Origin of the sequence: Streptomyces sp. NPDC091376 (genome assembly GCF_044757085.1) — a bacterium.
In the GTDB taxonomy this organism is placed as follows: Bacteria; Actinomycetota; Actinomycetes; order Streptomycetales; family Streptomycetaceae; genus Streptomyces; species Streptomyces pratisoli.
On record NZ_JBIVUF010000009.1, the window covers coordinates 247388 to 270700 of the forward strand.

A 23313-nucleotide genomic window follows, 5' to 3' on the forward strand; every position below is an offset into this window, starting at 1 on the left:
CAAGAAGTCGTTAAAGATTAGGTAAGGTAACGAAGTGTCGCTTGCCGGAGGAACGATCCGGCAGCAAGCGCGAGGGGAAGGATCGGCCGCTGACTGTCCACGAGCTCAATGAACTCCTGCTCATCTGCTCGCTCGTCCTGCTCATCGCCGTCGCGGCGGTGCGCATCTCGTCCCGGAGCGGGCTCCCCAGCCTGCTGCTGTATCTGGGCATCGGGGTCGCCATAGGGCAGGACGGCATCTTCAACGTCAAGTTCGACAACGCCGAACTGACGCAGGTGATCGGCTATGCCGCACTCGTGGTGATCCTGGCCGAAGGTGGTCTGGGCACCAAGTGGAAGGAAGTCAAACCGGCGTTGCCCGCCGCGGTCGCGCTGTCGACCGTCGGCATCGCCGTGAGCGTGGGCGTCACGGCGGCGGGCGCGCACTATCTGGTCGGACTGGAGTGGCGCCAGGCGCTGATCATCGGCGCGGTCGTGTCCTCGACGGATGCCGCCGCGGTCTTCTCGGTCCTGCGGAGAGTGCCCCTGCCCGCACGCATCACAGGCGTCCTGGAGGCCGAGTCCGGATTCAACGACGCACCCGTCGTCATCCTCGTCGTCGCCTTCTCGGCGGCGGAACCCGTGGACACCTGGTATCTCCTCGTCGCGACGATCCTGCTCGAACTGGCGATCGGCGCCGCCATCGGTCTGGCGGTCGGCTGGCTGGGCTCCTTCGGGCTGCGCCACGTGGCCCTGCCCGCCTCCGGTCTGTACCCGATCGCCGTCATGGCGATCGCGATGACGGCGTACGCGGCCGGCGCCATCGCCCACGGCAGCGGGTTCCTCGCCGTCTACCTCGCCGCGATGGTGCTCGGGAACGCCAGGCTGCCGCACTGGCCCGCCACCCGCGGGTTCGCGGACGGGCTCGGCTGGATCGCCCAGATCGGCATGTTCGTCCTGCTCGGCCTGCTGGTGACCCCGCACGAGCTGGTGCGCGACTTCTGGCCCGCGGTGGCCATCGGGCTGGTGCTGACGATGGTCGCGCGCCCCCTGTCGGTCGTCATCAGCCTGATTCCGTTCCGTATGCCCTGGCCGGAACAGGCCCTGATGTCCTGGGCCGGCCTGCGCGGCGCCGTGCCCATCATCCTGGCGACCATTCCCCTGGTGTCCGGCATCGACGGCAGCGAGCGGGTCTTCAACATCGTCTTCGTGCTGGTGGTCGTCTACACGCTGGTGCAGGGGCCGACACTGCCCTGGCTGGCGAAGGCGCTGCGGCTCGGCAACGGGGCGGAGGCCGCGGACCTGGGCATCGAGTCGGCGCCGCTGGAGCGGCTGCGTGGACATCTGCTGTCGGTCGCGATTCCGGAGAAGTCGAGGATGCACGGTGTGGAGGTCGCGGAGCTGCGGCTGCCCGCCGGCTCCGCGGTGACGCTCGTCGTCCGCGAGGGCAAGAGTTTCGTACCGCTGCCGACGACCGTACTGCGGCGCGGTGACGAGCTGCTGGTGGTGGCGACGGATCCGGTGCGGGACTCCGCGGAAGCACGGCTGCGGGCCGTGGGTCAGGGCGGAAAGCTCGCCGGTTGGCTGGGGACCGGAGGGCAGACGTCCCGTTAATCGCAGGTGCCGGTCCGGATACGTCTGCGATCTCAGCGGAAGAACGGCCTCCACCCCTGTACCATGAAGGCACACTGATCGACCAACTCTGCCTGACGCAGAGCTGGCGCGACCGTATGGCGGCCGAGCATCCCCCAGCAGTGGGTTCCGGTATCTACCGCAGTTCCGCGCAAGAGGACAGCTCTCGGCTGCTCCCGGCACCCCGGGAAGCGCTACCAGGCGGCAGAAAGGCAAGGGCCGTGGTGTCCACGGTCGCTTCTGACACGTCCTCACAGCGTCCTGGCTACGGGCAGCTGCTCCGCACTCCCGGGGCCTGGTCGTTCCTGCTCCCCGGATTCGCTGCCCGGCAGCCCTTCGCGATGCTGACCATCGGCATCGTCCTGCTCGTGCAGCACACCACCGGCTCGTACGGCAGCGCGGGCGCCGTCGCCGCCGTCACCGGTGTCTCCATGGCTCTCTTCGCTCCGCAGAGCGGCAAGCTCGCCGATCGGTTCGGCCAGCGCGCCGTGCTGGTCCCCGGGGTGCTGGTGCACTCCGCGTCCGTCGCCGCGCTGACCGTGCTGGCGCTCGCGCACGCTCCTCTGTGGGTGCTCTTCGCGGCCGCCGTGCCGGCCGGTGCCTCCGTCCCGCAGGTCGGCCCGATGGTGCGGGCCCGCTGGGCGGCGAAGCTCGGGGGCTCACCGCTGATGCCGACGGCGGCGGCGTTCGAGTCCGTGACGGACGAGTTCACCTTCGTGGTCGGCCCGGTGCTGGCCACCGCCCTGTGCACCGGTGTGCACCCGGCCGCGGGACTGATCGCCGAGGCCGGGCTGACCCTGGTCGGCGGTCTGCTGTTCGCCGCCCAGCGCCGCACGCAGCCGCCCTTCGGCCGCCCGGCCGCCGGTGAGCGCGAGGCGCATGTGTCCGCGCTGTCCGTGCCGGGCGTACGGGTCCTGGCCGTGGCCTTCCTGGGCATCGGCTCCGTCTTCGGCGGTATGCAGGTCTCGCTGACCGCGTTCTCGGAGGAGATCGGGCAGCCCGGCATGAACGGTCTGCTGTACGGGCTCTTCGCGGCCGGCAACATGCTGGCGGGCATCGCCATCGGCGCGATCGCCTGGAAGTCCGGGCCGCGACGGCGTCTCGTGCTCGGCTACGCAGGGCTCGCGATCGCCGCGTCCCTGCTGTGGGCGGCGCACTCCGCGGTCCTGCTCGGAGCGCTCGGCCTGGTCGTCGGCGTATGCATCGCGCCCGCGCTGATCAGCGGCTTCACGCTGGTCGAGACTCTGGTGCCGGCATCGGCCCGTACCGAGGCGTTCACCTGGCTGACGGGCTCCGTGGCGCTGGGCCAGGCGGCCGCGGTGACGGTCGCGGGGCGGCTCGCCGACGGGTACGGCGCGAGCGCCGGATTCCTGGTGCCGCTGGTGGGCACCGCACTGGCCCTGATCACGCTCGTGGCGCTGCGGTCACGGCTCGCGCCGCGGTCGCACAGCCGTACCGTCGCACGTGGTGTCGGTCACCGAGTGCCCGTGACGGTGGACTGATCCGCGGGAATACGTCACTATGGACCGTCGTTAGCACTCATCGAGTGAGAGTGCCAGGAGGAAGACAAGTGCCGACCTACCAGTACCAGTGCACCGAGTGCGGCGAGGGCCTCGAGGCGGTGCAGAAGTTCACCGACGACGCCCTGACCGAGTGCCCCAGCTGCAACGGACGCCTCAAGAAGGTGTTCTCGGCGGTCGGCATCGTCTTCAAGGGCTCCGGTTTCTACCGGAACGACAGCCGCGGCTCGTCGTCGAGCAGCACGCCGTCGTCGACCTCGTCGTCGTCCGCTTCTTCGTCCTCCTCCACGGACACGAAGTCCTCGTCCTCGGACTCGAAGCCGGCGGCGAGCACGTCCGGCTCGTCCGGCGCTTCCAGCAGCGGTACGACGGCCGCCTGATCCAGTTCTTCGCGTCAGGGCCCCACCGTCTTCGGACGGTGGGGCCCTGGGCGTTCACGGCGGGCATCCGGCGCGTTCCGTGGGCACCGGGCGCATTCCGGCGCGTGTTCGGGCGCGGCTACTGTGATCGCCATGGCCAACGCAGACAGCGCACAGCGCGCGGAAATCGGCGTGATCGGCGGCTCGGGTTTCTACTCGTTCCTGGAGAACGTGACCGAGGCCGAGATTCCGACGCCGTACGGCAGCCCGAGCGACTCCCTGTTCTTCGGCGAGATCGCCGGCCGCAGGATCGCCTTCCTCCCCCGGCACGGCCGCAGCCACCGCCTCCCTCCCCACCGCATCAACTACCGCGCCAATCTGTGGGCCCTGCGGTCCGTGGGCGTCCGGCAGGTGCTGGGGCCGTGCGCCGTGGGCGGGCTGCGGCCGGAGTACGGACCGGGCACGCTGCTCGTCCCTGACCAGTTGGTCGACCGTACGAAGGCCCGCGCCGACACCTACTTCGACGGTGAGCCGCTCTCGAGCGGGGAGGTGCCGAAGGTCGTGCATGTGTCGCTGGCCGATCCGTACTGCCCCTCCGGCCGCGCCGCCGCGCTGGCCGCGGCACGCGGGCGGGACTGGGAGCCGGTCGACGGCGGCACGCTGGTCGTGGTCGAGGGGCCGCGCTTCGGGACCCGCGCCGAGTCGCGCTGGCACGCGGCGATGGGCTGGTCGGTGGTGGGGATGACCGGTCACCCCGAGGCCGCGCTCGCCCGTGAACTGGAGCTCTGCTACACGACGATGACGCTCGTGACGGACCTCGACGCGGGGGCGGAGAGCGGTGAGGGCGTCTCCCACGGGGAGGTGCTGAAGGTCTTCGCCGCGAACGTGGACCGGCTCAGGGACGTGCTGTTCGACGCGGTGGCCGGGCTGCCGGCGAACGAGGACCGCGACTGCCTGTGCGGGAACGCGCTGAACGGGATGGATACGGGGATGAAGCTGCCGTAGCGGTGGGCGCGCGGTGCATCGATCGCCCGTGAGGGTGAGGGAGTTGTCCACAGGACCTGGGCTGTCCACAGGTCCGGGCGGGGCGGCGCGTGAGCGGGGATCGTGAAGGGCGTTGGGCATCCACGCCCCTCACACGGCTCACGACGGGTGGTCACGACCATGACGCAGCTTCCCTCCTCGCTTGCTTCCCCCTCCGGGACATCGGCCCTGCCGCCGGCTCCGGCGCCGGAGCCCTGCGGAGTGCCCGCGTTCCCGCCGCTGAGGGTGCGGGGCGGGCTGCACTGGCAGAGGACGCGGCTGCGGCGTGTGCTGCGGCGGAGGCGGCGAGCCCTGGCGGCGGGTCTGGCGGTCACGGCTGCGGCGCTGGCCGCCTGGGTGCCACGCGCGCAGGTCGGGGCCGACGCCCGGGGGGAGCCGGTCGCGCTGCCCTGGCATGCGCCACCGCTGCCCGCTCCACCGCTACCGGTGGACATCGTGTCCGCGCCGGTGCGCATCGCCGACGCCGAGACGGTCCGGCTGCTGGAGCCGGGCGACCGCGTGGACGTCATCGCGGCCGCCGGCTCCCCGGCGGGCACAGGGTTCGGATCGGCGTACGGCAGGGGTTCGGGCCTGCGAGGGACGTCGCGCGCGGACTCCGACGCCCGGGTCATCGCGACCGGTGCCCGGGTGGCCGATGTTCCACGGGCGAGCGAGGGTCTGCAGGAGAGCGGGGCTCTGGTCGTCCTTGCCGTGCCGCGTCCGGTCGCTGCGGCGCTCGCCGGAGCGAGCGCCACATCACGTCTGGCGGTGACGCTGTGCTGAGTCGTGTCCCGGCATTCCGTGCACGTCCGGTTTCCCGTGCACGCCGCGTTCCCCTCGCCCGTCCCGTACGGCCGGTGGCAGGCCCGCTCGGCCGGGGTCAGAGGTGGTGCGGGGGCTTCTCGTCGAGGAAGCGGGCCAGGTCGGTGGCGCTGTCGCCGCTCGTCGGAGGCCGCTCGCCCCACCCGCGGTCCGTATCGTCCGAGGATTGCTGGTCCAGCGGATCGTCGAAGATCAGCGCCGGCTTGGGAAGGGGCTGCCGGGGCTCCTCCGCATCACGCGGTCCGGGGGCGGGGGCGGTGCTCATGGACTCAGGGTACGCCGGGGGCGGCGGGGGTCAGCGGTCCTTCGGGTCGAGGAGCCAGAGGCCGAGGACCACCAGGAACGAGAGCACGAGGAATCCGGCGCCCCACCAGGCGGTGCCCGTGTTCCCGCTCATCCACTCGTCGACGGTGATGGTCAGCCCCCAGAGCTGGCCGACGATGACGGTGAGGGCGAGTGCCAGGCGTGCCGTGAGCTTGGAGGAGCGTTCGGGCTCCTGCTCGCTGCCGGCACCGGGCCCCGGGCCCGTGTGCCGGATCCGGGGGTCGCCGTAGCCGCTGGTGGAGCGGATCTGCGGATAGCGCTCGCGCACCGGCCGGTTCAGCCGGGGCTGGGCGCTGCCGGGGCGGTAGTCGGGCGGTGGGGTGTTCGGCTGCGAGGAAGGTGTGGTCATGAGCGGAGCCCCTCCTCCCCTGTGGAACGGGCACCCGGGCAACCGAGTCTGGCGGCCATCTCGGGGCGGTCCTCGAGGAGTTGGCGGCACAGCCCTTCGGTCGCGGACTCTCCGGAGCGGGTGGTGCCGACCGCCCAGACGCTGCCGTCCGCCTCCTCGATGAGGAGCACCTTGGGCAGCGGCCTCGGCGGCGGACCGGCGGTGACCTCACCGGTCCGCGGGTCGAAGATGCCCTCGTGGCAGGGGCAGTACAGCTCGCCTTCGCTCCCCCGGTCCGCGCGCCAGAGCACCCCGCAGGCGAGATGCGTGCAGACGGCGGAGTAGCCGACGAGGCTGCCGTCTCCGAGGCGTACGGCGACGGCCCGGTCCGCTTCTTCCGGGTAGCGGAACGCGATGGACTCCCCGGGCAGCAGCCCGCCGGCGATCCGCTTGGGGGCCGGGATTCCCTCGCTGTCGCCGTGCCGGTGAAGCACGCCCGCGGCGACGCCGATGCCGCCCACGGCGAGGCCGCCGGAGACGGTCGCGACGATGCGGAGGTAGTCGCGGCGGGTGGTGAGGGAGTCCGCGGCGATCCGGTCCTCCAGCGCCTCCTGTGCGGCGTCCGTCGCGCCCGGTCCGTCGGCCGGCGGCTGTTCGGTCACGCTCATCGGACGTCCACTCCGTTCACCTCGACCACGGGCAGTCCGCCGGGCACGGGCCATTGGACCTTGTCGGCGGGGACGACCATGGCGACCCCGGTGGTCACGGTCGTACGGCCGAAGGTGAAGGAGTCGACGACCTGGACTCCGGGGCGTTCGGCCTGGAGTTCCTCGACGGTGCCGTAGAAGAGGGCGCCGGTGGGGCAGACCGTGGCGCACATCGGGGCGAGGCCGTAGGCGGTGCGGTCGTAGCAGAGGTTGCACTTCATCTGCAGCTTCGCCTGGAGGTCGATCTTCGGGACACCGAAGGGGCAGGCGTTGACGCAGTTGGCGCAGCCGATGCAGCGGGTGGTGTCGGCCTGCTGCACGACACCGTCCGCGGTGACCAGGATCGCGTCGGCGGGGCAGACCTCGGCGCAGGGGGCGACCGGGTCCTCACAGTGCATACAGACGGTGGGAAGGGAGGCGACGGAGTGACCTTCGTCGGGGTAGTCGAGATGGATCATCGACTTTCCGCGGTGGGAATCGCATTCACGGCATGCGGAGACGCATGCCTGGCACCCGATGCAGCGCCCCGGGTCGATGAAGATCGTTCTGCCCATCATGGTTCTCGTCAGCTCCTCTCCGCGGTGCCACGGCCCTGCGGGACGGTGGGCGGCAGTGGGTCGGTGCGGGACACCTGGGTCTCCGGGTACGCGTGGTGGCCGGGAGCGGTCGGGGGCTCGGGGACCTCGTCGATCTGCTCGGCGCGCTCGATACGGCAGGCGCAGACCTTGTACTCGGGGATCTTCGACCGGGGGTCGAGGGCGTCGATGGTGAGCGCGTTGGCCGCGGTGGGGACGGGCCAGTGGTACGGGACGAAGACGGTGTCCGGGCGGATGGCCTCGGTCACCAGGGCGGGGAAGACCTCGCTGCCACGGCGGGTGACGACGCGGACCGGGTCTCCGGAGCGGAAGCCGTGGGAGGGGTGGACCTCGATCCAGGGGCGTGGGGTCTGTTCGACGAGGGCGCCGAGCCTGCGGGTCTGGTTGCCGGAGAGGAAGTGGGCGACGGTCCGTCCGGTGGTGAGTGTCATCGGGTGCTCGTCGTCGTACGGGTCCATGGGCGGGTGCCATTCGACGACCTGCATATGGATCTTGCCGTCGGGGTGGTAGGTCTTCCCGTCCTCGAACAGGCGGGGGGTGCCCGGGTGGTCCGTGGAGGGGCACGGCCAGGCGATGCCGCCGGTCTCCTCCAGGCGTTCGTAGGTGATGCCGTAGTAGTCGTTGACCGTTCCGGCGGAGGCGACGCGCAGCTCATCGAAGACCTCGCGCGATCCGGCGAAGGCGAACTTGTCGCCGACGCCGAGGCGCTGGGCGAGCTGGCACATGACCCAGGTGTCGGTGCGTACGCCCGGGAGCGGTTCCTGGGCCTTGTTGTGCTTGATCACGCGGGCTTCGGCATTGGCCATCACGCCCTCGTCCTCGGCCCAGGTGGTGACAGGGAGGACGACATGGGCGTTGGCCGCGGTCTCGGAAAGGAAGAAGTCGAGTTGGGCATGGAATTCGACGGCGTCGTATCCCTCCTTGACCACGCGGTAGTTGGGGAGGGAGACAAACGGGTTGTTGCAGATGCCGATCAGCCCACGGATCTCGTGGCGCTGCATCTGCCAGACCATCTCCATCATCGAGGTGCCGGCGGGCGGGAGTTCGGATTCCTCGATGCCCCAGATCTCGCAGATCTGGCGGCGGTGCTCGTCGTTCGTGATGGAGCGGCCCCCGGGAAGGAGGTCGGACTTCTGGCCGTGTTCGCGGCCGCCCTGGCCGTTGCCCTGGCCGGTAATGGTGCCGTAGCCGGCTCCGGGCTTGCCGATGTTGCCGGTGGCCACACAGAGGTTGATGACGGAAAGGCAGTTCTCGACGCCCTGCGAATGGTGCTCGATACCCCGGGCGTGCCAGGCCATGGCTTTCGGGGCGCGGGCGAACATGCGGGCGACCTGCACGATCTGCCGTTCCGGGACGCCGCAGATCTCCGCGGCCCGCTCGGGGGGATACTCCGCGACCTTCTCCCGGACCTCGGCCCAGCCGGTGGCGTGGGCGGAGATGAAGCTCTCGTCGTCGAGTTCCTCCCGGATCACGACATGGAGCACGGCGTTGAAGAACGCCGAGTCGGTGCCGGGTTTGAGGGCGACATGGATGTCGGCGGTGCGGGCAATGGCGGTCTCGCGCGGATCGATGACGATCAGGCTCGCACCACGGTCCCGGGCGCCCCACAGGTACTGGGTCATCACGGGGAAGCACTCACCGACGTTGGAGCCGGCGATGAGGAGGCAGTCCGTCTGCAGGATGTCGGCGAAGGGATTGCCGGCCCTGTCGATCCCGAAGGCGAGCTTGTTGGCCCCGGCGGCGCTGACCATGCACAGCCGGCCGTTGTAGTCGACGTGCCGGGTCTTCAGGGCGACCCGGGCGAACTTGCCGACGAGATACGTCTTCTCGGAGTACAGGCTGGCGCCGCCGAGCACGCCGAAGGCGTCGTTGCCGTACGCGGACTGGATGCGCTGCATCTCGGCGGCGGTGAAGTCGAGCGCCTCCTCCCAGGAGGCCTCACGGAAGGGTTCGTCGCGGGAGCGGCGGATCAGCGGGCTGGTGAGCCGGTCCGGATGGTTGACCTGCTGATAGGCGTTGATGCCTTTGGGGCAGAGGCGCATCCGGTTGATGTCGTGGTTGCGCGGCTCGACGCCGAAGACCTTGCCGCTCTTGTTGACGCGCAGATACATGCCGCACTGGACACCGCAGAAGCAGCAGTGGGTGGGGACGAGGGTCTCGCCCCCCTGGTCGGCGCGCCACCGGTCGGCCGGGATGCCTCCGGCGTCCCGGAAGTTGCGGGTGCCGGGAGGAGCGAGGGAGGGATCCAGCGGGAGGGGCTGCTCGGTCACTTGAAGCCCTTCTTGACATGGGTGAGGTAGGCGTTGCCGCGCAGCACCCGCTTGCAGCGCGGGCAGTACTGCGCCCACTCGTCGAAGTCGAGTTTCAGATCGCGCATGGTGCCCTGCAGGTTCTCGACATAGGGGGTGGTGTCGATGGGGTCGCCGCAGCGGCGGCAGGTGAAGATCTGCTCGTCCTGCCGGGCCGTGTACTTGAACAGCTGCATACCGACCGCGGCGGGGCGCTGGACGATGTGGAAGAACTTGCCGAAGGGCAGATAGATGAGGGTGAAGACCACCGCCACCATGTGCAGGATCGCCAGGAACTCGTAGCCGCCGCCGTGCAGGAAGATCGACGAGAAGGTGAGGAGCAGACCGGTCACCGAGATGACGAGCAGGGCGATCAGCGGGATCAGGTCGTAGGCGAACCGCTGGCCGGTGATCGCCCCGCGGTCCTTCATCCGCCGCCACAGGAAGTACGAGGCACCGGCGATGACGAGCACGGCGGCGAGGTCGAGGCCGTGGAACATGACCCAGCCGAAGAAGCTCAACGCGTCGAACCCGAGGACCTTGAAGCCCCAGATCCGCATGTCGTAGCCGGGCCCGGAGCCGGTGGGCGAGGTGAAGGTGAACCAGCCCCAGGTGAGCGGGAAGGTGATCAACGCGGCCAGCACACAGCCCCAGAAGATCAGCTGGTGAGCGGCCCAGCGTGCGTGCGAACGGGCTCCGAGGAACTTCTGGAAGCCGAGATAGGTGGCGATCATCCTCGGCAGCGCGGTCGGTGCCCTGCGGAAGTTGGCGGCGGAGAAGAAGCTGCGCCATCCCTGCCGGAACAGCCGACGGGCGCCGGGCGAGGAGATCCAGACGGTGTAGCGGTAGGTGATGCCGAAGGCGAGGAAGACGGTGGCGACGGCATAGGGGAGGAGAGCGGAGTCGAAGTCCGTGAGGAGCCGGCTGCCGAGAACGATCGCGATGATCAGCAGTACGCAGACGGCGGCGCCCGCCAGCGAGGCACGCCGGCGCACGGCTCCCGGTGTCTGCTGGTGGGCGGGCGGTGGAGCGGGCGGCGCGGACGGCCCGGCAGCCGGCGCGGCGGACGGCGCTTGCGGGCTCTGCGTTGGCTCGGACGGGTCGTTCACGCCGCCACGCTAGGGGCTCTGTGCGGGTTGGTCCTGTTTTGCTACTCACGGGGGTGAGGGCTTCGCTCAAATGGCGCCCCTACCGTGCCGATGGCGCCGCGCCACCGCGGGACGGCGGACAGCAGGACACCACGATCCTGCGGTGCGGCTCCTGACCACGCTCGTACGCGCGTCTCGCCACGCCGTCCCGCTCGCTCTGGTGTGCTGGAGGCATGACCTCCACTTCCGCATCCGCCGAGAGCGGCGGCTCGGGATCCCGGCGCCGTATGCGTGCGCGCCGTCGCGACGAGGCCCATCGCGCCGCGACCCCGCTGGAACTCTTCTTCGACCTCTGCTTCGTCGTCGCCGTGAACCAGGCCGGGGCGCAGCTGGTCCATGCCGTGGCCGAGAACCACGCCGGCGACGGACTGCTGAACTACGCCATGGTGTTCTTCGCGATCTGGTGGGCGTGGATGAACTTCACCTGGTTCGCCTCCGCGTACGACACCGACGACATCCCGTACCGCATCGTCACGCTCATCCAGATCGCGGGCGTGCTGATCCTCGCGGCCGGGGTCTCGCGCGCCTTCCTCGACCAGGACTACGTGGTCGTCTTCCTGGGCTACGTGGTGATGCGGATCGCGCTCGTCGGGCAGTGGCTGAGGGTCGCGGCCTCGACCCGCGGCGCGGAGCGGAGGACGGCCCTGCGGTACGCGGGCGGGATCGTGCTCTGCCAGATCGGCTGGCTGGCACTGCTCGTACTCCCGCAGCACGTACGGCCCTGGGCGTTCCTGGTGCTGGCGCTGGCCGAGATGGCCGTACCGCTCATCGCCGAGCGCTCCATGGCCACCAGCTGGCACGCCCACCACATCGCCGAGCGCTACGGCCTGTTCACCATCATCGTGCTCGGCGAGACGATCCTGGCCGCCACCGTGGGGGTGCGTTCCGCACTGGATGTGAGCAACGCGCTGGGGGTGCTGGTGCCGATCGCCGTCGGAGGGCTGCTGATCGTGTTCGCCGCCTGGTGGATCTACTTCGCCGTCCCGGTCCACGTCCGGCTGGAGGCCGGCGACGAGGCGTTCCTGTGGGGTTACGGCCACTATGTGATCTTCGCGTGCGCGGCGGCCATCGGCGCGGGTCTGGAGGTCGCCGTCGAGACGGCCGTCCACAAGTCGCACATCTCCGAGGTCGCGGCGGCGGCCGCGGTCACCGTACCCACGGCGGCGTTCCTGCTGACCGTCTGGCTGCTGCACGCACGCCACTTCAAGCACGGCCTCTGGCAGCAACTGATCCTGCCCTGCTCGGCGCTGGCGATCCTCCTCTGCACCCTGGCGGGCGAGCATGCCGTGCTCGCGGCCGGGCTGGTGGCGGCTGCCACGGTCGCGGCCGGAGAGACACTGAGCCGTCGCGCGAACCGCCCCGGGCCAGGGGCCACCGCCGGAGCACCGGCCGGGTGATCGACGCCACGGGCGGACCTCTCCCGGACCCGGCCACGCCGCCCGGCACGCGTGATACGCAGAACGCATGGCAGACAAGGCACCGAACGACGCACTGACCGACGTGCCCGGCCTCCGGGTCGGCCACGCCCGGCTCTCCGGGGAGGGCGCCCTCAGCGGCACCACGGTCGTCCTCGCTCCCGAGGGCGGGGCCGTCGCCGCGGTCGACGTCCGTGGTGGCGGACCCGGCACCCGGGAGACCGACGCGCTCGACCCCCGCAATCTGGTCCAGCGCATCGACGCGGTCGTCCTGACCGGAGGCAGCGCGTACGGGCTGGACTCCGCGTCCGGCGTGATGGCGTGGCTGGAGGAGCAGGGCCGCGGGGTGCCGGCCGGGCGGGAACCCGGCCAGGTCGTACCGGTCGTCCCCGCCGCCTGCGTCTTCGACCTCGGCCGCGGCGGGGACTGGCGGGCCAGGCCGGATGCCTCGACGGGACGCGCGGCCGTGGAGGCGGCGGCGCTCACGGAGCCGGGCGCGCCGGTGGAGGAGGGCTCGGTCGGCGCCGGGACGGGCGCGGTGGTCGGCCGTATCAAGGGCGGCATCGGCACGGCGAGCACCGTCCTGCCCAGCGGGGCGACGGTCGCCGCGCTGGTCGTGGCCAACGCGGCCGGTTCGGCGGTCGACCTGGACACCGGTGTGCTCTACGGGCAGTACGTCACGGGCGGGCTGCCCGTTCCGCCGCCGCCAGAGGTGCACGCCGCAGCCCTGCACCGGCTCGCGGAGGCCGCCGACCGCAACGGGGCACCGCCGCTGAACACCACCCTCGCCGTCGTCGCCACCGACGCCGAACTGACCCGCGCGCAGGCGCAGAAGCTCGCCGGCACGGCGCACGACGGTATCGCGCGCGCCGTGCACCCGGTGCATCTCCTCAACGACGGCGACACCGTCTTCACCTTGGCCACCGGCGCCCGTCCGCTCGACGGCCATCCGCTCGCCCTCAACGCCGTTCTCGCGGCAGGGGCGGATGTCGTGACGAGGGCGATCGTCCGCGCTCTGCTGGCCGCACGGAGTGTCACCGGGGCAGGCGGCGACTTCCCCTCGTACACGGAGCTGTACGGGCTCGGGCCACGCGGCGCCCCCAACGCGGACTGACGTACTGCGTCAGGGAGTTGAGGCGCGCGCGGACGGCGCGCGGAACTTTTGCGTGTGAGCCGCTCGTTTTCCGGAACCCGGGACGCGATGTCAGACCCAGGGACTACGTTAAGCAGTCATCAAGTGACGTGTGGCAACGGCCTGGAGATCCGGGAGATCCACCTTGAACGATCCCTACGAGACAACCGAGACGCACCTCGAACGGCTCCTGGGTCGGGCACTCAACTCCTTCGACCTTCCCGACACCATGGTCGACCGTCTCGAATCCGCGCTGGCCCACGACAGTTCGCTGCACTCCTCGCACCACAGCGCCGCCCTGCACCGTACGACCTACCGGCATGCGTATCTGCTGGCCGACGGCTCCTCCCTCACCCTGTGGGAGCTCGTGCACAACAGCGGACGGGGCGGCGCCCGGCAGCATGAGCTGTACGTGGACGAGTCGGAGGCCCGGCTCGCGGCGTCCAGGCTGTGCTCGGAGCACGGCGGGCGTACCGGCCATGCGGCGATATCCGGGGCCGCGCCCGAGGCGGACCCCGACACCGAGGGGCTCGACGCCGAGCTGGAGCTGCTCGGCAGGCTGCTGGCTGCCCCTCCGGCGGTCCCCGCGCGCAGGTACGTCCCGGACGACTCCGCGGACCACGCCCGGCGGCTGCTGCGCCGAGCCGAGAATCCGGACCGGCCGGGCGAGGACACCGCCAGGCTGCTTCGGGCGGCGTTCGCGCACCACATCGGCCAGGCGTTCGGCCGGCAGTGCCTCGCCGACGCCCGGGACGCGGGCTTCACGCTCTACGAGCACGCGTTCCTGCTGCTCGACGGCACGGAGCTGAGCCTGTGGGAAGTGGAGCACACGGCCACGCCCGACGGCCGTCACATGTGCGAGGTGTACGAGGACGAGCGCACCGCGCGCGAAGCCATGGAGTTCCGCGCGCGGGTGCGCTGACCCGAGGGCTGCCCGACGGCTCGGCAGCCCGGCAGGCGAGTGCTCAGACCGCCGCGACGACTGCGGACTTCTCGGCGGTGGCCGCGGGCTGCGGAGGGGTCTGGGAGGTCTTCCTCATGCCCTTCAGCAGGATGACCAGACCGGCGGCGACCACCGTGCCCGCGAGGATCGCGAGCAGGTAGAGGAACGCGTTGCCGATCAGCGGGACGACGAAGATGCCGCCGTGCGGCGCGCGCAGTGTGCATTCGAAGGCCATCGACAGGGCGCCGGTGACCGCGCCGCCCGCCATCACTGAAGGGATGACCCTCAGCGGGTCGGCGGCGGCGAACGGGATCGCACCCTCCGTGATGAACGAAGCACCCAGCACCCAGGCCGCCTTGCCGTTCTCACGTTCGGCCTTGGTGAACAGCTTGCCGCGCACCGTCGTGGCCAGTGCCATCGCGAGCGGCGGCACCATGCCCGCGGCCATGACGGCCGCCATGACCTTGAGCGAGCCCTCGTTGGGAGTGGCGAGGCCGCCGACCGCGAAGGTGTACGCGACCTTGTTGAGCGGGCCGCCCAGGTCGAAACACATCATCAGGCCGAGGATCGCGCCAAGGATGATCGCGTTGGCGCCGCTGAGGCCGTTCAGCCAGTCGGTGAGGGCCTGCTGGAGCGAGGCGAGCGGCTTGCCGATGACCAGGAACATCAGGAAGCCGACGATCGCGGAGGAGATCAACGGGATCACGACGACGGGCATGATGCCGCGCAGGACGTCGGGCACCCTGACCTTCTGGATCGCCAGGACGACGGCGCCGGCGAGCAGTCCGGCGACCAGACCGCCCAGGAAGCCCGCCTTGATGGTGATGGCGATCGCGCCGCCGACGAAGCCCGGGACGAGGCCGGGGCGGTCGGCCATTCCGTACGCGATGTATCCGGCGAGGACGGGGATCAGGAAGCTGAACGCGAGCCCGCCGATCTGGAACAGAAGCGCGGCCCAGCTGGTGTGGTCGCCCCACACGAAGACGTCGGCGACGGATTTGGCGCTGGTGATCTCGTAGCCGCCGAGGGCGAAGCCCAGGGCGATGAGGAGACCGCCGGCGGCGACGAACGGGATCATGTAACTGACACCGGACATCAGCCACTTGCGGAGCTTGCTGCCGTACCCCTCACCGGGCTCGCCCGCGCCCTCGACGGGGGCGGGCCGGGACACGGCGCTCGCCTCGCCGCGGGCGGCCTTCTCCCGGGCCTCGGCGATGAGTTCGGCCGCCCGGTTGATCCCGGCCTTCACCCCGACGTCCACGGTGGGCTTCCCGGCGAAGCGCTCCTTGTCCCGTACGGGGACGTCGTGCGCGAAGATCACGGCGTCCGCGGCCTCGACGACCGCGGCGTCCAGCCGGGCGAACCCGGCGGACCCCTGCGTCTCCACAGTGACCTCGACCCCGGCTTCCTGCCCCGCGCGCTCCAGGGCTTCCGCGGCCATGTAGGTGTGCGCGATCCCGGTGGGACAGGAGGTGACGGCGACGACCCGGAAGGGTGTGGAACCCTCCGGCTCCGCGGCATCCTCGCCCGGCACGGACGCGGACGCGGACACAGACGCAGACGCAGACGCAGGCGCAGACTCGGCAGCCGGCTCCGCACCAGTGCCAGTGCCCGTGCCCGTACCGGTGGGAGACGTGACCCGGTCGGACTCGGGGCCCGTCGCCACCTCGGCAGCGGAAGCGGCGGAAGCCGCCGACGCGTCCGCCGGTTCGACATCGCCGCGGACGAGGGCCGCCGCGGTCGTCGGGGAGTCCGTCTCGCGCAGGGCGGACGTGAAGTCCGGGTCCATCAGTCGGCGGGCGAGGGCGGAGAGGATGGTGAGGTGCGCGTCGTCGGCGCCCGAGGGGGCCGCTATGAGGAAGACGAGGTCGGCGGGTCCGTCGGGTGCGCCGAAGTCGATGCCGGTGACGGCGCGTCCGAAGGCCAGGGTGGGTTCGGTGACATGCGCGCTGCGGCAGTGGGGGATGCCGATGCCGCCGTCCAGGCCCGTCGGCATCTGCGCCTCACGCGCCGCCACATCGGCCAGGAAGCCGTCGAGGTCGGTGACACGGCCGAGCGCGACCATGCGCTCGGCGAGCGACCTGGCCGCCTCTTCCTTCGTCGCGGCGGCCAGGTCGAGGTCGACCAGGTCCGCGGTGATCATGTCGCTCATCGCGGGCTCCCTTGCTCCGTGAGTGCGCGGTCCAGGGGGACGTCCGCGGTCACCAGAACCGCGGCGGGATCGAGATCGGACGGCGTGGGCATCACACTGCCCGGCAGCTGGACGGCGGCCGCGCCATGGGCGACCGCGGCGGCCAGGGCGTCGGGTCCGTCGGCGCCCGCCGCCAGGAAGCCGGCCAGGGACGCGTCGCCCGCGCCGACGTTGCTGCGTACGGCGGCGACCGACGCGGCGCCGTAGAACGCGCCGGCGCCCGAGACGAGAAGCTGACCGTCCGCTCCGAGGCTGGCCAGCACCACGCCCGCGCCGCGCGTGCGCAGTTCCTCCGCCGCCTTCACCGCGTCGCCGACCGTGGCCAGCGGCCGTCCGACCGCCTCGGCGAGTTCGTCGGCGTTCGGCTTGACGACATCGGGCCGGGCGGAGAGAGCCGCCGTCAGTGACGGCCCGGAGGTGTCCAGCGCGATCCGGGCGCCCGACTCATGGGCGCGGGCGACCAGTTCGGTGTACCAGGAGGGCGCCAGGCCACGCGGAAGGCTGCCGCAGCAGGCGATCCAGTCGGCGGTACGGGAGCGCGCTGCGACCATGGCGAGCAGCGCCTGCGATTCCGCCGCGGTGAGTTCGGGCCCCGACGCGTTGATCTTGGTCAGTGTGCCGTCCGGCTCGGCGAGCGCCACGTTCGACCGCGTCACTCCCGCGACCGGCACGACCGCGGTCTCGATGCCCTGCCCTGCCAGGAGTTCCGCGACGAGCCTGCCGGGCGGGCCGCCGAGCGGCAGTACGGCGACGGTCCGGTGTCCGGCCGCCGCGACCGCCCGCGAGACGTTGACGCCCTTGCCGCCGGGGTCCATGCGGTCGCCGGTGGCCCGCAGCACTTCGCCGCGCTCCAGGTCCGGGATCTCGTACGTCCGGTCCAGCGAGGGATTCGGGGTGACGGTGAGAATCATGTACGTACTACTTCCGTGCCCGCGGCCTCGACAGCCGCGGCGTCCTCGGGGCTGAGCCCGCTGTCCGTGATGAGCAGATCGACATCGGCGAGGCCCGCGAAGCGGGCGAAGTGCTCCTCGCCGTACTTGGCGGAGTCGGCGAGGAGCACCACGCGCCGCGCCGCCGCGACGACGGCGCGCTTGACGGCCGCCTCGGCGAGGTCGGGTGTGGTCAGCCCGCTTCCGGCCGAGAAGCCGTTGGTGCCGAGGAAGACGACATCGGCCCGGATCTCCCCGTACGCCCGCAGGGCCCAGGCGTCGACGGCGGCGCGCGTGCGGTGGCGGACGCGGCCGCCGACGAGATGCAGGTCGATCCCGGGGTGGTCGGCGAGCCGGGCGGCGGCGGGCAGCGCGTGGGTGACGACGGTCAGCGAGCACTCCAGCGGGAAGGCCGCGGCCAGCCTGGCCACCGTGGAGCCGGCGTCGAGGATGACGCTGCCGTCCTCGGGGAGTTCGGCGAGGGCGGCGTGCGCGATGCGGTCCTTCTCGTCGGCGGCGGTGGACTCGCGCTCGGCGAGGTCCGGCTCGAAGTCGAGCCGCCCGGCCGGGATGGCCCCGCCGTGCACCCGGCGCACGAGCCCGGCCCGGTCGAGGGTCTTCAGATCGCGCCGGATGGTCTCGGCGGTGACCTGGAACTCGTCGGCGAGAGACAGCACGTCGACCCGTCCGCCCTCACGGGCGAGGCGGAGGATCTGCTGCTGACGCTCCGGTGCGTACATGTGGGTTTACGTCCATTCCATGCCCGAACCTGTGGTTTCAGGGTCAGGCTACGCCCCCGTCGACACGAAGTAAACAGACTCGGGCATCCACACGGGCACATACGGACTCGAGCAGGCACAGAAAGAGGCCCGGCGCCGGGGAACATCCCGGCGCCGGGCCTCTACTGAGAACCTCTGCTGAGCAGCGGAGCGGTCGGCTCTGCGGAGCAGTCGGCGGCTCTGCGGAGCGGTCGGCTCAGCGCGTCAGCACCAGCTCCTGCTCCTCCGTACCCGCGCCGACGCCCTCCCCGGAGGCGTCCGCGCCCTCCAGGTGCTGCTTCGGACGCGCCGGCAGGGCGAACATCACCGCGAAGATCACCGCGAGCACCGCCACGACCCACCACAGCGAGCCCTGGAACGCGTCCGCGAAGGCCCGGCCGACGGCTCCCTGCGACGTCAGCGGCTTCTCGTCGATCACCCCGAAGAACACGACCGAGACCAGTCCGAGGCCCAGCGCATTGCCCATCTGCCCGGTCGTGTTGATCAGCCCCGACGCCGACCCGGCGTGCTCACGCGGCACGTCGGAGAGCACCGCGTCCGTCAGCGGCGCCACGATCAGCCCCATGCCGAGCCCCATGATCACCAGCGGCGCGATCATCTGCCAGGACTGGATGTCCGTGCCGTACCGCCCGGCCTCCCAGATGTAGAGGAGCAGCCCGGCCGCCATGGTGAGCGCACCCGCCTGCAGCACCTTGCGGCCGAAGCGCGGCACCAGCTTCTGTACGGACAGGCCGGCGGCCAGCGACACCGCGATGGAGAACGGCACTCCGGTGAGGCCCGCCTTGAGCGGGCTCCAGCCCAGACCGATCTGCATGTACAGCGTCCAGACCAGGAAGAAGATGCCCAGGACCACACCGAAGGTCAGCTGGACCGCGATACCGGCGGCGAAGCTCTTCACCCGGAACAGCGACAGCTCGACGAGCGGCGAGCCGTCCTTGCGGGTCTTGCGCTTCTCGTACGCCACGAACACGGCGAACACGAGCGGGCTGGCCGCCATGCACAGGTGGCCCCAGAGCGGCCAGTCCAGCTCACGGCCGCGCGTGAGCGGGTAGACCAGCATGAGCAGACCGGTGGTGACGAGGGCGACGCCGACCAGGTCGAGGCGGAGCGCCTTCTCGGCACGGGACTCGGCGATGAACTTCCGGCCGAGGATGACTCCCGCGACACCGACCGGCAGATTGATCAGGAAGATCGGCCGCCACTCGAGGCCGAACAGGTTCCACTGCGTGAGCAGCGCGCCGAGCAGCGGGCCCGAGACCGCCCCGAGGCCCACGATCGCGCCGAACATCCCGAAGACCTTGCCGCGTTCGTGCGCCGGGAAGGTGACATGGATGATCGCGAGGACCTGGGGCACCATCATCGCGGCCATCGCACCCTGCAGCAGCCGCGAGGCGACCAGCATCTCGGGTCCCGCGGCGAATCCGCAGAGCGCGGAGGCGATCGTGAAACCGGTGATGCCGACCAGGAAGAGCCGCCTGCGGCCGTAGATGTCACCGAGTCGGCCACCGGTGATCAGGCCGGCGGCGAAGGCCAGCGCGTACCCCGCGGTGATCCACTGGATGGCACCGAACGACGCACCGAGATCGTGCTCGATCGACGGGATCGCGATATTGACGATGGTGACGTCGACCAGGTCCATGAAGGCGGCCGTCATGACGATGGCCAGGGCTATCCAGCGGCGCCGGTCGGCAGGGGCAGCGGGGTCGGGAGCCGTATCCAGTACGGCGTCGTGGGAGCTCATGCGGAGCAACCTAGGAACGATATAGGTCAGGTCATGTCCTAGAAGCCTGGGAACCTGAGTGTTATGAGAGACACGCCGGCACGACTGCTGAATCTGCTGTCGCTGCTCCAGACGCCGCGCGAGTGGCCGGGCAGTGAACTCGCCGAACGGCTCCAGGTCAGCCCGCGCACGATCCGCCGGGACATCGACCGGCTGCGCGACCTCGGCTATCCCGTCGAGGCGACCAAGGGCGCGGTGGGCGGATACCGCCTGGTCGCGGGTGCCGCCATGCCGCCGCTGCTCCTCGACGACGAGGAGGCGGTCGCGATCGCCGTGGGGCTCCGGGCGGGCGCCGGCCATGCCATCGAGGGCGTGGACGAGGCGTCCGTACGGGCCCTGGCCAAGCTGGAGCAGGTGCTGCCGTCACGGCTGCGGCACCGCGTCTCCACGCTCCAGAACGCGACGATCCCGCTGACCCGCGGCGACGGGGCGACCGTCGACCCGCACACCCTCACCGCCATCGCGGCGACCGTCACCGGCCGGGAGCGGCTGCGCTTCGGCTATCGCTCGGGCGACGGTACGGAGACGAAGCGGCAGGTCGAGCCGTATCGGCTGGTCTCGACCGGGCGGCGGTGGTACCTCGTGGCGTACGACCTCGGGCGGGAGGACTGGCGTACGTTCCGGGTCGACCGGGTCAGCGAACCGTTCGCCACCGGCGCCCGCTTCACCCCGCGTGAGCTACCGACCGGCGGGGACGCGGCGGAGTTCTTCTCGCACTCCATGTCCCGCAACCAGCCGGAGCACACGCTGGACGTCAGCTTCGAGGCACCGGCGGACTTCGTCGCCGCCCGGCTGCCGGACTATCTCGGCGCACCCGAGCCCACCGGCCCGGGCACCTGCCGGCTGCGTACCCGTTCGCAGGACTCGCTGGAGTGGGTCGCGCTGCGACTCGCCCTGGTCGACTGCGAGTTCACGGTCCACGGGCCGGCTTCACTGTCCGACTACCTGACGGAACTCGGCGCACGTCTGACCCGGGCGGGCAGCTGAACGCGAAGGACCCCGGCACCAGGGGGGGTAGGGTGCCGGGGTCCGCTCTCGGGGGCGGGGGCAGGTCGCCCATCGCCCGTCGGGCCGGCGCTCGTGGGGCCGGCGCTCGTCGCGCCGCCGCCGTTACGCCGCCGCGTCGAAGCCCGTGTCCCGGGCCATCCGCTTCAGCTCCAGCAGTGCGTGCTTCTCGATCTGACGGATGCGCTCTCGCGTGAGGCCGTGCTCCTTGCCGACCTCGGTCAGCGTGCGCTCGCGGCCGTCCTCGATGCCGTACCGCATCCGGATGATCGAGGCGGTGCGGTGGTCGAGCCTGTCGATCAGATCGTCGAGCTCCTCGCTGCGCAGCAACGTCAGCACGGACTGCTCGGGCGACACCGCGGAGGTGTCCTCCAGCAGATCGCCGAACTGCGTCTCGCCCTCGTCGTCCACCGCCATGTTCAGCGAGACGGGGTCACGGGCCCAGTCCAGCACATCGATGACCCGCTCAGGCGTCGAGCCCAGCTCCGCTGCCACCTCGGCCGGCTCGGGCTCGCGTCCGTGCTCACGGTTGAACTCCCGCTGGACGCGGCGGATCCGGCCCAGCTCCTCGACCAGATGGACGGGCAGCCGGATCGTACGGGACTGGTCGGCTATGGAGCGGGTGATGGCCTGGCGGATCCACCACGTGGCATACGTGGAGAACTTGAAGCCCTTCGTGTAGTCGAACTTCTCCACGGCGCGGACCAGGCCCGCGTTGCCCTCCTGGATCAGGTCCAGCAGCGGCAGACCGCTGCGCGGATAGCGCCGCGCGACGGCCACCACCAGGCGGAGGTTCGACTTGATGAAGATGTCCTTGGCGCGCTCGCCGGCTTCGACGAGGGCCTGCAGCTCCTCACGCGAGGCACCGGCAGCGCCACTGTCCACTTCCTCGCCGAGGATCTGCCTCGCATAGACGCCGGCCTCGATCGTCTGGGAGAGCTCGACCTCCTTGGCGGCATCCAGCAGCGGCGTGCGCGCGATCTCGTCGAGATACATGCCGACCAGATCGCGGTCGGCGATCTCCCCGGTCGCGGCGCGAACACTGCTTGCCCCATCAGCCCTGGTCCCATTGGCGGCGGACTGACGACGGGCGACGGCACGGGTTGCCATGCGAGCTCCCTTGCTGAGTAGGTCGCGACACCCTCGCGGGTGCCCTGCATCCGACGGAAACAACGACTGGAATCCGGACAGAATTCCCACGCGGTGCACAGATTTTCGTGATCTTGCAGTACCCTGCACCGCCGCTGACGCCTCCAGCGTCCCCGAGCGTGCACAGAACCGCAGGTCAGAAGCGCGGATCCACAGCGCCGCCCGCCACCGCGCCGCCACCCATGAAGACGACTCCGACCTCGATCTGGTTGCTCCGCCCGAATCGCCCTACCCGGATCGCCCCGCCCGAACCGCCCCGGACGCTCGAGCCCGGTCGACCGAACCGGATCGCCCTAGCCGAACTGGACCGACCTCTTCGCCAGCCCCATCCAGAATCCGTCGATGACGCTGCGGGCACCACGACCGCCACCGGGGCCGGAGCCACCGGAACCCCCGGAGCCGCCCGCGCCCCCGCTCGACAGGTCCCCCTCCGAGAGCCCGAGGGTCACGAACAGCGGCGCGAAGTGCTCGGTCCGCGGATGAGCCAGCTTCCCGGCCGGGGCCTTGCGCTCGAAGTCCAGCAGCGCGTCCACATCGGCGGCGGCCAGTGCCCGCTGCCCCCAGTCGTCGAACTCGGCCGACCAGCCGGGCACTGTGCCACCCGTGTGCCGCAGCGCCGCCAGATTGTGGGTGAAGAAGCCGCTGCCGACGATCAGCACACCCTCGTCGCGCAGCGGTGCCAGCCTGCGCCCGATCTCCAGGAGCCGTTGCGGGTCCAGGGTCGGCATGGAGACCTGGAGTACGGGGATGTCGGCACCGGGGAACATCTCGACGAGCGGGACGTACGCCCCGTGGTCGAGGCCGCGGTCGGGGATGTCCTGCACGGGCGTGCCGGGGCCGCGCAGCAGTTTCCGTACGGACTCGGCGAGCGCGGGCGCACCCGGGGCCTCGTACCGCACCCGGTAGTAGTGCTCGGGGAAGCCCCAGAAGTCGTACACGAGCGGCACGGTCCGCGTCGCGCCGAGCGCGAGCGGGGCCTCCTCCCAGTGGGCCGAGATCATCAGGACGGCCGTGGGCCTGGGCAGCGACGCCGACCACGCGGCGAGCTGGCCGGGCCAGACCGGGTCGTCGGCCAGGGGCGGTGCGCCGTGCGAGAGATAGAGGACGGGCATCCGTTCCGCGGGAGCGGTGGTCCCGGCGGTGCGATCCGCGGTCACGTCGGCAGCGTTCACGGGAGCCTCCCGGCAGTGAGCCTGAAATCTTGAACCTTCAAGTTCCTTCGGGAAATACCGTACGCAGATCTAGTTCAACTTTCAAGAACAGGC

Annotated in this window: 21 protein-coding genes; 9 read left to right on the plus strand and 12 right to left on the minus strand. The window is 71.0% G+C overall.

From position 1 onward, the window contains the following. Positions 1-41 precede the first annotated feature (41 nt). The 5 genes from ACIQMR_RS21420 (at position 42) to ACIQMR_RS21440 (ending at position 5295) form a co-directional block, all read left to right on the plus strand. A complete protein-coding gene (locus ACIQMR_RS21420; protein ID WP_401389426.1) occupies positions 42-1592 on the plus strand; it encodes a potassium/proton antiporter in 1551 nt (516 codons plus the stop codon). Between the two features lie 239 nt (positions 1593-1831). Next, a complete protein-coding gene (locus ACIQMR_RS21425) occupies positions 1832-3112 on the plus strand; it encodes an MFS transporter (protein WP_401389429.1) in 1281 nt (426 codons plus the stop codon). Positions 3113-3180: 68 nt separating this feature from the next. After that, positions 3181-3510: an FmdB family zinc ribbon protein gene (locus ACIQMR_RS21430; RefSeq protein WP_401389432.1), complete on the plus strand. Its 330-nt coding sequence runs from the start codon at positions 3181-3183 to the stop codon at positions 3508-3510. A gap of 132 nt (positions 3511-3642) precedes the next feature. Then, complete coding sequence (locus tag ACIQMR_RS21435) at positions 3643-4494, plus strand: S-methyl-5'-thioadenosine phosphorylase (protein ID WP_401389435.1); 852 nt, start codon at positions 3643-3645, stop codon at positions 4492-4494. A 159-nt stretch (positions 4495-4653) separates the two neighbouring features. Beyond that, entirely contained in the window at positions 4654-5295 is a 642-nt protein-coding gene (locus ACIQMR_RS21440; RefSeq protein ID WP_401389438.1) for a hypothetical protein, read from the plus strand. Positions 5296-5392: 97 nt separating this feature from the next. Here the strand turns inward: ACIQMR_RS21440 and ACIQMR_RS21445 are convergent, their stop codons facing one another. The 6 genes from ACIQMR_RS21445 to ACIQMR_RS21470 are packed head-to-tail and all read right to left on the minus strand — an operon-like array spanning position 5393 to position 10572. Then, on the minus strand, positions 5393-5599 hold the full coding sequence (locus ACIQMR_RS21445; RefSeq protein WP_266378950.1) for a hypothetical protein: 207 nt from the start codon (positions 5597-5599) through the stop codon (positions 5393-5395). Positions 5600-5629: 30 nt separating this feature from the next. Continuing rightward, positions 5630-6007 carry a hypothetical protein gene (locus ACIQMR_RS21450; RefSeq protein WP_401389441.1) on the minus strand — a complete coding sequence of 126 codons (378 nt, stop codon included), beginning with the start codon at positions 6005-6007 and terminating at the stop codon, positions 5630-5632. Further along, the gene (locus ACIQMR_RS21455; protein ID WP_401389443.1) at positions 6004-6654 is read right to left on the minus strand and encodes a ubiquinol-cytochrome c reductase iron-sulfur subunit; all 651 of its coding nucleotides are present in this window, start codon (positions 6652-6654) and stop codon (positions 6004-6006) included. The genes ACIQMR_RS21450 and ACIQMR_RS21455 overlap by 4 nt, the downstream gene beginning before the upstream one ends. Further along, a complete protein-coding gene (locus tag ACIQMR_RS21460) occupies positions 6651-7250 on the minus strand; it encodes a 4Fe-4S dicluster domain-containing protein (protein WP_340369663.1) in 600 nt (199 codons plus the stop codon). Before ACIQMR_RS21460 ends, ACIQMR_RS21455 begins: the two co-directional genes overlap by 4 nt. Positions 7251-7258: 8 nt before the next feature. Next, entirely contained in the window at positions 7259-9559 is a 2301-nt protein-coding gene (locus ACIQMR_RS21465) for a molybdopterin oxidoreductase family protein (RefSeq protein WP_401389447.1), read from the minus strand. Then, on the minus strand, positions 9556-10572 hold the full coding sequence (locus tag ACIQMR_RS21470; protein ID WP_401389613.1) for an MFS transporter: 1017 nt from the start codon (positions 10570-10572) through the stop codon (positions 9556-9558). Before ACIQMR_RS21470 ends, ACIQMR_RS21465 begins: the two co-directional genes overlap by 4 nt. A 326-nt stretch (positions 10573-10898) precedes the next feature. On the opposite strand from ACIQMR_RS21470, the gene ACIQMR_RS21475 reads away from it, so the two are divergent. The 3 genes from ACIQMR_RS21475 to ACIQMR_RS21485 all read left to right on the plus strand — a co-directional run bounded on the left by ACIQMR_RS21475 (position 10899) and on the right by ACIQMR_RS21485 (position 14194). Continuing rightward, entirely contained in the window at positions 10899-12122 is a 1224-nt protein-coding gene (locus tag ACIQMR_RS21475; RefSeq protein ID WP_401389449.1) for a low temperature requirement protein A, read from the plus strand. A 67-nt stretch (positions 12123-12189) separates the two neighbouring features. After that, positions 12190-13254, plus strand: a complete 1065-nt coding sequence (locus tag ACIQMR_RS21480; protein ID WP_401389451.1) for a P1 family peptidase — start codon at positions 12190-12192, stop codon at positions 13252-13254. 163 nt (positions 13255-13417) lie between these two features. After that, the gene (locus ACIQMR_RS21485) at positions 13418-14194 is read left to right on the plus strand and encodes a DUF6227 family protein (RefSeq protein WP_401389454.1); all 777 of its coding nucleotides are present in this window, start codon (positions 13418-13420) and stop codon (positions 14192-14194) included. Positions 14195-14237: 43 nt separating this feature from the next. Here ACIQMR_RS21485 and ACIQMR_RS21490 read toward each other — a convergent pair whose 3' ends face one another. The 4 genes from ACIQMR_RS21490 to ACIQMR_RS21505 all read right to left on the minus strand — a co-directional run bounded on the left by ACIQMR_RS21490 (position 14238) and on the right by ACIQMR_RS21505 (position 19855). Next, a complete protein-coding gene (locus ACIQMR_RS21490; protein ID WP_401389457.1) occupies positions 14238-16367 on the minus strand; it encodes a fructose-specific PTS transporter subunit EIIC in 2130 nt (709 codons plus the stop codon). Continuing rightward, positions 16364-17317: a 1-phosphofructokinase gene (gene pfkB, locus ACIQMR_RS21495; RefSeq protein ID WP_401389460.1), complete on the minus strand. Its 954-nt coding sequence runs from the start codon at positions 17315-17317 to the stop codon at positions 16364-16366. Before pfkB ends, ACIQMR_RS21490 begins: the two co-directional genes overlap by 4 nt. Next, positions 17314-18075, minus strand: coding sequence for a DeoR/GlpR family DNA-binding transcription regulator (locus tag ACIQMR_RS21500; RefSeq protein WP_266378977.1), 762 nt, complete (start codon positions 18073-18075; stop codon positions 17314-17316). The genes pfkB and ACIQMR_RS21500 overlap by 4 nt, the downstream gene beginning before the upstream one ends. Before the next feature lie 235 nt (positions 18076-18310). Next, positions 18311-19855 carry an MFS transporter gene (locus tag ACIQMR_RS21505; RefSeq protein WP_401389463.1) on the minus strand — a complete coding sequence of 515 codons (1545 nt, stop codon included), beginning with the start codon at positions 19853-19855 and terminating at the stop codon, positions 18311-18313. A 63-nt stretch (positions 19856-19918) separates the two neighbouring features. Between ACIQMR_RS21505 and ACIQMR_RS21510 the strand changes: the two genes are divergently transcribed. Further along, on the plus strand, positions 19919-20881 hold the full coding sequence (locus ACIQMR_RS21510) for a helix-turn-helix transcriptional regulator (RefSeq protein ID WP_401389466.1): 963 nt from the start codon (positions 19919-19921) through the stop codon (positions 20879-20881). A gap of 123 nt (positions 20882-21004) precedes the next feature. Here ACIQMR_RS21510 and ACIQMR_RS21515 read toward each other — a convergent pair whose 3' ends face one another. Next, positions 21005-22009 (minus strand): RNA polymerase sigma factor RpoD/SigA, encoded by a 1005-nt coding sequence (locus tag ACIQMR_RS21515; protein WP_401389469.1) that lies wholly within the window; start codon positions 22007-22009, stop codon positions 21005-21007. 332 nt (positions 22010-22341) lie between these two features. Then, entirely contained in the window at positions 22342-23160 is an 819-nt protein-coding gene (locus tag ACIQMR_RS21520) for a dioxygenase (RefSeq protein ID WP_401389616.1), read from the minus strand. Between the last annotated feature and the right edge of the window lie 153 nt (positions 23161-23313).